Origin of the sequence: Flavobacterium seoulense (genome assembly GCF_000695795.1) — a bacterium.
Lineage (GTDB): Bacteria > Bacteroidota > Bacteroidia > Flavobacteriales > Flavobacteriaceae > Flavobacterium > Flavobacterium seoulense.
The window spans coordinates 83,429-95,813 of sequence record NZ_JNCA01000014.1; the positions used below are offsets into that span (position 1 = coordinate 83,429).

A 12,385-nucleotide genomic window follows, 5' to 3' on the forward strand; every position below is an offset into this window, starting at 1 on the left:
TCAATCCTCATGAGCGAATTAAATACAACAAATGAAAATATAAATTTTGAAACCAGATTGGATTTAACTCCACTTTTGGCACATATCACTACAATCAAACAAGAACTGGAAAACGTAATTGTAGGACAGCATAAAATGATCGACCAGCTTCTTGTTGCCATTTTATCTAATGGTCATGTTTTATTAGAAGGTGTTCCTGGTGTTGCCAAAACTATTACCGCAAAATTAATTTCAAAAACCTTAAATATTGGCTTTAGCCGAATTCAATTTACTCCTGATTTAATGCCTTCGGATATTTTAGGAACTTCGGTTTTTAATTTAAAAAATTCTGAATTTGAATTTAAAAAAGGACCTATTTTTTCAAATTTAATTCTGATTGACGAAATCAACCGTGCTCCTGCTAAAACACAAGCGGCACTTTTTGAAGTAATGGAGGAACGTCAAATTTCTATTGACGGACAAACTTTTCAACTTGAAACTCCTTTTTTAGTTATCGCTACTCAAAATCCAATCGAACAGGAAGGTACTTATCGATTACCCGAAGCGCAATTAGATCGTTTTTTGTTTAAAATCACTATTGACTACCCTAAACTTGATGAAGAAATTGCTATTATTCAAAGAGAACATCAATTACAAAATCAGGATAAATTAAATGCCGTTAAAACAATTCTTTCTGCTGAAGAAATAAGAAATTACCAAAGCATTATTAAGCAAATTGTTGTTGAGCAGAACTTACTGGAATATATTGCCCGAATTGTGGTAAATACCCGTGAAAATGCGTTTTTATATCTAGGTGCATCACCACGTGCTTCTATTGCTATATTAAATGCTTCGAAGGGTTTTGCTGCAATTAGAGGTCGGGATTTTGTAACTCCTGAAGACATTAAAGATGCTGCTATACCTGTATTACAACATCGCGTAATTGTAACTCCCGAAAGAGAAATGGAAGGCATAAGTAGCGTAGAAATAATTAAACAAATCATAGAAACAGTAGAAATTCCCAGATAAAAGGCAATAACATAAATTCGATCACTTGAAATTTATCAAACAATTATATTTAAACAATTTCTTTTTCTATTTGCTTCTGTGCATAATAGGACTTTTTATTTGTGCTTTTATTTTTCCTAATCTGTACAATGCAGTTTGGTTTATTGTTATCATTCTCATTTCGTTTTTAGGCTTTGATATTATGTTGCTTTTTCTATCTAAAAACACCATAAATGGCGAAAGAACAACTCCGGCAAAATTATCAAACGGAGATGCTAATCCTATAAAGATTAAAATCAGCAACCAATATACTTTCCCAATCAGAATCAAAATAATCGATGAAATTCCGTTTCAATTTCAGATTCGGGATTTTGAAATTATTCGAAAAATGGAAGCCAATTCGAACAACGAATTGAATTATGATTTACGGCCTACCGAGCGCGGTGAATATTTTTTTGGAAACCTGAATATCTATGTTAGTTCGCCTTTACGATTAATCTCCCGCCGATTTACATTTGATAAAAACCAAATGGTGCCTACTTATCCGTCTTATATTCAGTTAAGAAAATACGACTTAATTGCTTTTTCTAATAACATTTTACAATATGGTATTAAAAAAATTCGCCGTATTGGTCATACTATGGAATTTGAGCAGATAAAGGAATATATACAAGGAGATGATATTCGAACATTAAACTGGAAAGCTACCGCTAAGAAAAATACCTTAATGGTGAATCAATTTCAGGATGAAAAATCGCAATCTGTCTATATGGCAATTGACAAAGGACGAATGATGCAAATGCCTTTTGACGGGCTAAGCTTATTGGATTATGCCATTAATTCAACGCTGGTTTTATCAAATGTTATCCTAAAAAAACAAGATAAAGCCGGTATTTTTACGTTTTCAAAAAAAGTAGAAAATCGGGTATTTGCTGAGAGAAGAACTTCGCAATTGCAAAAAATTCTTGAAACCTTATACAACATCAAAACTAATTTTTTCGAAAGCGACTACAGCCATCTTTATGCTGATATAAAGAAAAATATTAATCAGCGAAGTCTAATTATTCTTTATACTAATTTTGATACAATGGATGGACTTAAGCGACAACTTCCCTATCTTAAAGGAATAGCTAAAAGTCATCTTCTGGTAGTTATCTTTTTTAACAATACAGAATTGAATGCTATTATAAATCAAAAAGCTGTTAGCGTTCAGGACATTTATGACAAAGTTGTTGCTAATAAATTTATTTTCGAAAAACGTTTAATAGCTCAGGAACTTAAAAAATACGGAATTCACAGTGTGCTTACCACCCCCGAAAATCTTACACTCGAATCCATAAACAAATACCTTGAAATCAAAGCCAGAGGAATATTGTAATAAAAGATTTTAGAACCTCATAAAAAAACCGAAGTAATACTGCTTCGGTTTTTTTATGGATCCTTATTTTCAAATGTGTTTATTCTTTCTCTAAAACTTTTTTAGCCAGTTTTCCAACAGTCAATCCCTGTACTACAATTGAAAATAAAACGACAATGTAAGTCACCTCAAGCAATAAGTTTTTATATTCTCCGTCCGGCATCGAAAGTACTAAAGCTATGGAAACTCCGCCGCGAATTCCTCCCCAGACTAAAACCATCAGCGAACCTTTGTTATAAGCTGATTTGATTCCGAAAAACTTAAAAATATCAAAGAATTTCCAGGGTAAAACTATAGAAGCAATTCTGGAGAACAGCACTATAAATATCGCCACAAAACCAGTTAACAATTGTTTATTCAAATCAGGTAATAACAGTAATTCGAAACCAATAAATAAGAATAAAATAGCATTTAATATCTCATCAATAAGTTCCCAAAACTTTTCCAGATAATCTTTAGTTTCTTCGCTCATAGCTACTTTTTTACCATAATTACCAATGATTAATCCAGCAATTACCATCGCTAACGGACTCGAAACGTGTAAACTTTGCGCAATTAAAAATCCGCCCATTACAATAGAAAGCGTAATGAGTACAGAAACTTTATAATCATCTATTTTCTTCATCACATTCGATGCCGAAAATCCTAGAACGGCTCCTAATAAAAGTCCGCCAATTCCTTCTTTAGCAAACAACCAGGCAATGGAACCAAAACTCATATCAAATGTAGGATCTGTCGCCATTTTTAAAACAACGGCAAACATTACTACAGCTACTCCGTCATTAAACAAAGATTCACCCACAATTTTAGTTTCTATTCGTTTAGGAACTTTAGCCTGCTTTAAAACTCCCAAAACTACAATTGGATCTGTTGGAGAAATTAATGTTCCGAAAACCAAACAAAATATATACGGAATTTGGATTCCAAAAATTGGAGCAATATTATAAAGTAATATTGAGATAATTAATGCTGATAATACTACACTTACGGTAGAATAAATTATAATTGGAACTTTTTGTTCTTTAAGGTCCGACATGTTTACATGCAGTGCGCCCGCAAACAAAAGGAAGTTCAACATCGCACCCATCAATATTTCATTGAAATCAAATTCTTTTATCAATTGAAAAAACTCTTTTGTTGTATCAGGAAAATAAGAATCTCCTAATACACGAATTCCTACCGAAACTAACATGGCAATAATCATGATTCCAATAGTTCCAGGGAGTTTTAAAAATCTTAAATTTAAATAAGCGAAAAAAGAAGCCAATACAATGAGTACTGAAAAGGTATAGTATAATTCCATAAAAAGTGATTTTTACAAAAATAGCTGCCTCATTATTTAATCAAAAGTTTCATGGCTTGAATTAACATAACTTTATAATTGACAAAACAAAGTTTCATTTTTTTTTGAAAGTTTAAAAACTTTTACTTACATTTGAACTATGGAATTCAAAGAAGCAAAAAATAAGTTCGTACAAACATGGGGAGCATTAGGCTCACAATGGGGCATTAATAAAACCATGGCACAAATTCATGCTTTATTAATGGTTTCTAACGAAGCTGTTTCTATGGAAGACATTATGGACGAATTACAAATTTCCCGTGGTAATGCCAGCATGAACCTTAGAGCTTTAATGGATTGGGGAATTGTTTACAAAGAATATAAGGTGGGAGAAAGAAAAGAATTCTTTACTGCCGAAAAAGATTTGGATGAATTAGCCGTAAAAATTTCAAGAGAAAGAAGCAAAAGAGAAATTAAACCCGTTCTTAAAATTCTAAAAGAAGTCTCGACATTTGAAGCAAACAATTCAGCTGAAGAAAAGCATTTTGTTGATCAAACGACCAAACTCTATGATTTTGTTTTAAAAGCCGACAATGTTTTGGACAAAATCACTGAATACAAAGACAATTGGTTAACCAAATTAGTAGTTAAAATAATGAAATAAAAATTTTTAAACACAACTTTCATTTTTTTCTGAAAGTTTAAAATAAATTAGAATTATGAAAAATATAAATTACTTAAATTACTTTTTTGTTGGAATTCCAATAGTACTCATCTTATTCGGTTATCTAACAAACCAAAGTTCAGGGAATCTTATTGGTTGCGGATTATTGTTTACGATACTTACAGGATTATTTCAAATTGTTATTGGTGCCAAAATGTTAATTGATGAACCAAATGATAAAATGCTTCAAGCCTACATTATATCAGTAATTCTTTTTTTTACGATATGGGTTTTCAATGGTTTAATTCTTTACAGTGATATTTTATATTTTATCCTATTATTTATACCGCCCATGCTAGCAATATATCTTACAATAATAATTCATAAAAAAGCAAACAAATGAATCTCAACATCATTGCATATATATTCTATCTCAGCATTACGATTTTTATTATTCTGCGAGTTGGAAAAATATGCTATAAAAATGGAAATATTTTTGTTTCTGAATTGATTCCGAATCATTCGGATATATGTCAAAAAATCAATCAGGTTTTACTTTTAGGTTATTATCTGCTGAATATTGGCTACTGCGCTATGACATTAATTTCCTGGCAAAAAATTTTATCATTTGCCCAACTAATTGAAACTATAGGGACCAAAACAGCAATTATCATCTTTATCATTTCACTTTTACATTATTTCAACATCATCATCTTAACCAAATACATTCATAAATTAATTCAATAATATTTAAAATCAAATATCATGGAAACTACAAAAATTTTAATCGGTTACAGTATTTATTTACCAATTGCATTATTCCTTACTTATTATGTTTCTAAAACTTTATTTAAAAACAGTAAAGTATATATGATGGACATTTTTAGAGGACGCGAAGAAATTGCCGACGCAACAAATAAACTTTTCGAAACTGGATTCTACTTACTTAATTTGGGTTTTGCTTTGATGATTTTAAAAATGAATTTATACAATAACAGCTATCAATTACTTATTGAAACATTAAGTTATAAAATTGGCGGATTCACTATTTATTTAGGAATAATGCTTTTTCTAAACTTATATTTCTTTTTTAGAGGAAAAAGAAAAGCGAAAGAAGCAACAGCCAATTAAATTTTAAATATTAAAATTAATTCAAACCGAAGTAAAAATGCTTCGGTTTTTTTTTCAGAAAAAAACCACCATTAACCACCACAGAATAGGAATACTTTCAACCCAAAAAGAAGTGTAATATTTTGATCTATTTGTATTCGAAAAAATTAAAAAAAGTGACAACATCACAACCAGAATCAAATTGACTACCAATTGTTTTTGGATAAAATTATTTTTTAAAAGTTCTAAAAAATAAAAAGGAATAAGCAATAGCAAACCTAATATTTTTGTTCGCTTCACTCCTATTTGCTGTGGAACGGTTTTTAAATGCGGATCATCATTAGCCAAATCGATAATTTCAAATACCAAGACCAAATTAAAAATCAATATAAATCGCTGAATGCATTTTATAAAAAAATCCTGTCCTAAATCCTGATGTGCATTGACTAATGGCAACAACAAAGTAACTCCTACCCAACACAAGGAAACAATATAAATTTTGACTCCGGCCCAGTTGCGGGCATTTCTGCGATTAGGAAAAAAAGGAAGTGTGTATAAAAGTGTAAGAACCAAAACTCCAGCTGCAAAAAGCTGAGTAACCAACTGCAATTGGAAGAAATAATAGCCTCCAGCGAGAAAAGAAAAAAAGCTTAAAACAGCAATCATTTTCAGTTCGTTGCGCATCATTCTTTTTTTGGCTCTGGCCAATGCATCATATTTTACAAAATTATATCCTACAATTGTTCCAAAAAATGAAAAAAGAGCGATCGATTCGTCATACGGAATTTCAAACATAAATTGCGTCATTCTTACCAAAGCATACACCGATAAAGCAACGTGAATACTGGATTTAAGATAAAAATCAAAAAGGGCTTGAATACGAATCATCTAACAAAAATAATCATTTAAATAGAATATTTATAAATTCATTTTGAAGACCTAAAATGATTATTAAAAAACAATGATTTAAAGCGGAATTATGTTTATTTTTGCGCCACGAAAAATAGAACCTTTTTTATATCTACATGAAAACAGATGCTTTTGCTTTAAGACACATAGGTCCAGAGGAATCAGACCTAGAAAAGATGTTAAAAACAATAGGAGTTGACTCGATTGAACAACTCATTTATGAGACACTTCCGGATGATATACGTCTAAAAGCACCTCTAAATTTAGATCCTGAAATGACGGAATATGAATATTTAAAACATATTACGCTTTTAGGAAGTAAAAATAAAATGTTCAAAACCTACATTGGTTTAGGTTACAACCAAGCCATTGTTCCTGCGGTTATTCAGCGAAATGTATTCGAAAACCCGGGCTGGTATACGGCTTACACGCCTTATCAGGCTGAAATTGCACAGGGTCGTCTGGAAGCCATTTTAAATTTCCAAACTATGGTTATCGAATTAACCGGAATGGAAATCGCCAATGCTTCATTACTTGACGAAGGTACTGCTGCAGCCGAAGCTATGGCATTATTATTTGACGTAAGAACCAGAGAGCAAAAGAAAGCGAATGTTTGTAAATTCTTTGTTTCAGAAGAAATTTTACCACAAACCTTATCGGTTTTACAAACGCGTTCTACACCTATTGGAGTGGAATTAGTAATAGGAAATCACGAAGATTTTGACTTTTCTGATGAATTTTTCGGAGCTATTTTACAATATCCTGGAAAATTCGGTCAGATAAATGACTATACTGCTTTTATTGCAAAAGCTGCTGAAAACAATATCAAAGTAGCTGTTGCTGCCGATATTTTAAGTTTAGCTAAATTAACTCCTCCGGGAGAAATGGGAGCTGCCGTGGTACTTGGAACTACACAACGCTTCGGAATTCCGTTGGGTTATGGCGGTCCTCACGCTGCTTATTTCGCTACTAAAGAAGAATACAAACGCTCAATGCCGGGAAGAATCATCGGTGTTACTGTTGACACCAATGGAAACCGCGCATTGCGTATGGCGTTGCAAACACGTGAGCAACACATTAAACGTGACAAAGCTACTTCAAACATTTGTACTGCACAGGTTTTATTATCGGTAATGGCAAGTATGTATGCTGTTTATCACGGACCGAGAGGATTGAAATATATTGCTAACAAAGTACATGCTTCGGCAGTAACATTAGCAAATACCTTAGCTAAATTAGGTTTCGAACAGACCAATACTGCTTTTTTCGACACTATAGTTATAAAAGCAGATGCTAAAAAAGTAAAAGAAATCGCAGAAGCAAACGAAGTGAATTTCTTTTATCCAAATGAAGATTCAGTTTCTATTTCGCTAAATGAAACTATCGGTTTTGCTGATTTGAATAAAGTGGTTTCTATTTTTGCTGCTGCAAAAGAATTAGCTACAATTACAATTAGCGAATTATCCGAAAACATTCATTTCCCTGAAAGCTTAATCAGAACTTCGACATTTTTACAGCACGAAGTTTTCAATAAATACCATTCAGAAACTGCTTTGATGCGTTACATCAAAATGTTGGAGCGAAAAGATTTAGCACTAAATCACTCGATGATTTCGCTGGGATCTTGTACAATGAAACTGAATGCCGCAGCCGAAATGTTGCCTTTGAGTTCGCCAAGCTGGAACAGTATTCACCCTTTTGCTCCATTAGATCAGGCAAAAGGATACCAAAAAATGCTTTCTAAACTGGAAGAATACTTAAACGAAATTACCGGTTTTGCCGCTACGACTTTACAGCCTAACTCTGGTGCACAAGGAGAATATGCAGGATTAATGGTAATTCAGGCATATCATGAATCAAGAGGAGATCACCATAGAAATATTGCTTTAATTCCATCATCGGCTCACGGAACCAATCCGGCTTCGGCAGCGATGGCAGGAATGAAAGTTGTGGTTACCAAAACATTAGAAAATGGAAATATTGACGTAGAAGATTTACGTGAAAAAGCTATTTTGCACAAAGACAATTTATCTTGTGTAATGATTACGTATCCATCAACTCATGGTGTTTACGAAAGTGCCATTAAAGAAATTACCCAAATCGTTCACGATAATGGAGGTCAGGTATATATGGATGGTGCTAACATGAATGCTCAGGTAGGATTAACAAACCCTGCAACTATTGGAGCCGATGTTTGTCACCTGAACTTACACAAAACCTTCGCTATTCCTCACGGAGGCGGAGGACCTGGTGTTGGACCAATTTGCGTTGCACCTCAATTAGCGCCGTTCTTGCCAACAAACCCAGTAGTTCCTACAGGTGGAGAAAATGCAATCACTGCAATTTCTGCTGCTCCTTGGGGATCGGCATTAGTTTGTTTAATTTCTTACGGATACATCAAAATGTTGGGTGCTGAAGGTTTAAAATCAGCTACGGAACACGCTATTTTGAATGCTAATTATATCAAAGAAAAATTAAGCGGTCATTACGATACTTTATATTCTGGCGAAATGGGTCGTGCGGCTCACGAAATGATTTTAGAATGTCGTCCTTTCAAACAAAAAGGAATAGAAGTAACTGATATCGCTAAGCGTTTGATGGATTATGGTTTCCATGCTCCTACAGTTTCTTTCCCGGTTGCCGGAACTTTAATGATCGAACCAACAGAAAGTGAAAACTTAGAAGAATTAGATCGTTTTTGCGAAGCGATGATTTCGATTAGAAAAGAAATCGAAGCAGCTTCTATCGAAGATTCTAATAATGTTTTGAAAAATTCGCCTCATACTTTAGCAATGTTAACTACTGAAAACTGGGATTTCCCATACAGCAGAGAACAAGCCGCTTTCCCACTAGATTATATTGCCGAAAACAAATTCTGGCCTTCTGTACGCAGAGCTGATGATGCTTTTGGTGACAGAAACTTAGTTTGTAGCTGTGCTCCTATCGAGGCTTACATGGAAAGTTAATATAAAATTGATATTTAAAAATGCCTCGTTTCTTTCGGGGCATTTTTTTAACTCACACATAATTACCTTACTAAATATTTTTTATTCAATTACCACTCATAAATCAAAAATTAAAAGCAGTTGATTTTGAAAATTCTTTAAAAAATATCAGTATTTTTGCCAATTGTATAGCAATTATTATTTCCTTATTGTTTTGAAAATAATATATTTCTGCTATCTTTTTTTAATAGAAATAATCTAATGAAAATAAAAATAACTGGAACAGGAAGTTATATCCCTGAAAGAATAATTTCTGATAAATACTTCGAACTTCATCAATTTCTAAATGAAGACGGAACTCCTATCAAGCAATCGAATGAAGTTATTATTAAAAAATTCAAAGCGATAACCGGAATCGAAGAAAGACGTTATGCCGAAAGCCAATACAACACTTCTGATTTAGCTTTTTTTGCTTCTCAAAAAGCGATTGAAAATGCAGGAATTGATCCTGAAACGATTGATTATATCATTTTTGCACATAATTTTGGTGATGTGAAATTTGGAACCGTTCAATCAGATATGATTCCAAGTTTAGCCAGTCGTTTAAAAAACAAATTGCAGATTAAAAATCCAAAATGTGTCGCTTATGACCTTATTTTTGGTTGTCCGGGATGGGTTGAAGGAGTTTTGCAAGCCAATGCTTTTATAAAATCAGGAATGGCTAAACGTTGTTTGGTTATTGGTGCCGAAACACTTTCGAGAGTTGTTGATGATCACGATCGCGACTCAATGATTTATTCTGACGGTGCCGGTGCTACAATTATTGAAGCTTCTGATAATGAAACCGGAATGCTTTCTTATGAAACGGCTTCGTTTACCGAAGAAGAAGCTGGATTTTTATTCTACGGAAAATCTTATCATCCAGGCTTAGATGCCAATACCAAATACATTAAAATGTATGGTAGAAAAATCTATGAATTTGCCTTAAGTCAGGTTCCTGCAGCTATGAAAAGCTGTTTAGACAAAAGCGGAATTGCTATTGACGATGTCAAAAAAATTCTGATCCATCAGGCAAATGAAAAAATGGACGAAGCTATAGTAGATCGTTTTTACAAATTATACGATAAAACCGCTCCTGCTAACATTATGCCTATGAGTATTCACGATTTAGGAAACAGCAGTGTAGCTACGGTTCCAACACTTTTTGATTTGATATTACAAGGACAAATTAAAGATCACGAAATCAACAAAGGCGATATTTTAATTTTTGCTTCTGTAGGAGCAGGAATGAATATCAATGCTTTTGTGTACCGATATTAATTGTTTTAAAATCTAAAATATAAGTCCGCAACCTAAATTATTTTAAGTTGCGGATTTTTTATTAAAAAAGCTTAAAATATTCAACCGCAAATTCGCAAATTAATTCATTTTTATATTTTTAAAAATTTGCGAATTTGCGGTATGAAAAAAATTAAAGTCTAGGTCAAAACACATAAAGAGCAGACTCTTTTATACGTTATTTTAGACTAATAAAACACCAAAGAGCCATATATCTTTGTACATTTGTGCCTGTTCAAAAACTCTATAAACAATGTACGAAAAAACATTTCCTAATAAAAGATTCAAGCATACCTTAGATTTTTTAAAAAAGCATGTTGCTACTTCTGAAACTATTTTTGATTTAGGAGTACCCAATCCTTTTTCTAAAATTATGACAGAAAATGGATATCAGGTAAAAAATACTACCGGCGAAGATTTAGACAAAGATCAAACCGCTTTACAAACTGAATCGTACACTGTTTTTACTGCTTTCGAAATTTTCGAACATTTATTGAATCCTTACACTGTTTTAGAAAACGTAAAATGCGATAAATTGTTAATTTCAATTCCGTTACGCCTTTGGTTTTCTCCGGCTTATCGCAGTAAAACTGATATGTGGGACAGACATTATCATGAATTTGAAGACTGGCAGCTTGACTGGCTTTTAGAAAAAACAGGCTGGAAAATTACCGCAAGAGAAAAATTCACACATCCGGTTAAGAAATTTGGTTTTAGACCATTATTGCGTTATTTCACTCCAAGATATTATATTGTTTTTGCAGAAAAAGTCTAAAACAAATCTCAAAAATGAAATTCCAAATTCCAACTTGAAAACTAACTTCAATTTGGAATTTGGAATTTTAAAAAACTGGAATTTTATTAAAAAAATATGAACTACTATATAGTTATTCCTGCTCATAACGAAGAAGAATTTATTTCGCTGACCTTAGAATCCTTAGTTTCACAAACACTTTTACCTAAAAAAGTGGTCATTGTAAATGATAATTCTACTGATAGAACAGCCGAAATTGTTCTGGCTTTCGCCAAAGAAAATCCGTTTATTACATTAGTCGAAAAAAAATCGAGTGCGATTCATTTGCCCGGAAGTAAAGTAATTCAGGCTTTTCAAACGGGATATGAAACTTTAGATGACGATTATGATGTAATTGTAAAACTGGATGCCGATTTGATTTTTCCGAATAATTATTTCGAAACTATTACCAAACATTTTAACTCTGATCCAACAATCGGGATGGTGGGCGGATTTTGTTACATCGAAAAAAACGGCGACTGGGTATTGGAAAACCTAACCGATAAAGATCATATTCGCGGTGCATTAAAAGCGTACAGAAAAGCAACTTTCGAACAAATCGGCGGATTAAAACCTCAAATGGGTTGGGATACGGTTGACGAATTGCTTTGTAAATTCTACAATTGGAAAATTGTTACAGATGCTTCATTACACGTAAAACATTTAAAACCTACGGGAGCTAATTACAATAAAACAGCACGTTACAAACAAGGAGAAGCTTTTTACACCTTAGGCTACGGATTTTGGATTACATCTATCGCTTCGGCAAAGTTGTCTTTTATGAAAAAGAAACCGTTGCTATTTTTTGATTACATCAAAGGGTTTTTGAAAGCCAAATCAGAAAAAAAACCGTTAATGGTAACTGCTGAACAAGCAAAATTTATTCGTCAATATCGTTTAAAAAAGATGAAAGAAAAGCTTTTCTAAGCAAAAACTCCTA

The 12,385-nt window shown here is 32.9% G+C and carries 12 protein-coding genes; 10 read left to right on the forward strand and 2 right to left on the reverse strand.

From position 1 onward, the window contains the following. Positions 1 to 9: 9 nt before the first annotated feature. Positions 10 to 1,008 (forward strand): AAA family ATPase, encoded by a 999-nt coding sequence (locus tag FEM21_RS07555; protein ID WP_035659276.1) that lies wholly within the window; start codon positions 10 to 12, stop codon positions 1,006 to 1,008. A gap of 25 nt (positions 1,009 to 1,033) precedes the next feature. Then, positions 1,034 to 2,365, forward strand: a complete 1,332-nt coding sequence (locus FEM21_RS07560) for a DUF58 domain-containing protein (protein WP_035659277.1) — start codon at positions 1,034 to 1,036, stop codon at positions 2,363 to 2,365. 79 nt (positions 2,366 to 2,444) lie between these two features. Here the strand turns inward: FEM21_RS07560 and FEM21_RS07565 are convergent, their stop codons facing one another. After that, positions 2,445 to 3,707, reverse strand: coding sequence for a cation:proton antiporter (locus FEM21_RS07565; protein WP_035659278.1), 1,263 nt, complete (start codon positions 3,705 to 3,707; stop codon positions 2,445 to 2,447). Between the two features lie 139 nt (positions 3,708 to 3,846). Here FEM21_RS07565 and FEM21_RS07570 point away from each other — a divergent pair, with 139 nt between their 5' ends. From FEM21_RS07570 to FEM21_RS07585, 4 genes are read left to right on the forward strand one after another with little or no spacing between them, the layout of a single operon-like run. Beyond that, positions 3,847 to 4,350: a GbsR/MarR family transcriptional regulator gene (locus FEM21_RS07570; RefSeq protein WP_035659279.1), complete on the forward strand. Its 504-nt coding sequence runs from the start codon at positions 3,847 to 3,849 to the stop codon at positions 4,348 to 4,350. A gap of 55 nt (positions 4,351 to 4,405) precedes the next feature. Next, positions 4,406 to 4,753 carry a hypothetical protein gene (locus FEM21_RS07575; RefSeq protein WP_035659280.1) on the forward strand — a complete coding sequence of 116 codons (348 nt, stop codon included), beginning with the start codon at positions 4,406 to 4,408 and terminating at the stop codon, positions 4,751 to 4,753. Continuing rightward, entirely contained in the window at positions 4,750 to 5,097 is a 348-nt protein-coding gene (locus FEM21_RS07580; RefSeq protein WP_035659281.1) for a hypothetical protein, read from the forward strand. Before FEM21_RS07575 ends, FEM21_RS07580 begins: the two co-directional genes overlap by 4 nt. A gap of 18 nt (positions 5,098 to 5,115) precedes the next feature. Next, complete coding sequence (locus FEM21_RS07585; protein ID WP_035659282.1) at positions 5,116 to 5,481, forward strand: hypothetical protein; 366 nt, start codon at positions 5,116 to 5,118, stop codon at positions 5,479 to 5,481. Between the two features lie 54 nt (positions 5,482 to 5,535). Here the strand turns inward: FEM21_RS07585 and FEM21_RS07590 are convergent, their stop codons facing one another. Further along, the gene (locus tag FEM21_RS07590; protein WP_035659283.1) at positions 5,536 to 6,348 is read right to left on the reverse strand and encodes a hypothetical protein; all 813 of its coding nucleotides are present in this window, start codon (positions 6,346 to 6,348) and stop codon (positions 5,536 to 5,538) included. 137 nt (positions 6,349 to 6,485) lie between these two features. On the opposite strand from FEM21_RS07590, the gene gcvP reads away from it, so the two are divergent. The 4 genes from gcvP (at position 6,486) to FEM21_RS07610 (ending at position 12,372) form a co-directional block, all read left to right on the forward strand. Next, positions 6,486 to 9,335, forward strand: coding sequence for an aminomethyl-transferring glycine dehydrogenase (gene gcvP, locus FEM21_RS07595; RefSeq protein ID WP_035659284.1), 2,850 nt, complete (start codon positions 6,486 to 6,488; stop codon positions 9,333 to 9,335). Between the two features lie 240 nt (positions 9,336 to 9,575). Further along, positions 9,576 to 10,634, forward strand: a complete 1,059-nt coding sequence (locus FEM21_RS07600) for a 3-oxoacyl-ACP synthase III family protein (RefSeq protein WP_035659285.1) — start codon at positions 9,576 to 9,578, stop codon at positions 10,632 to 10,634. A 271-nt stretch (positions 10,635 to 10,905) separates the two neighbouring features. Further along, entirely contained in the window at positions 10,906 to 11,427 is a 522-nt protein-coding gene (locus FEM21_RS07605; RefSeq protein WP_035659286.1) for a methyltransferase, read from the forward strand. Positions 11,428 to 11,523: 96 nt separating this feature from the next. After that, the gene (locus tag FEM21_RS07610; RefSeq protein ID WP_035659287.1) at positions 11,524 to 12,372 is read left to right on the forward strand and encodes a glycosyltransferase; all 849 of its coding nucleotides are present in this window, start codon (positions 11,524 to 11,526) and stop codon (positions 12,370 to 12,372) included. Positions 12,373 to 12,385 lie beyond the last annotated feature (13 nt).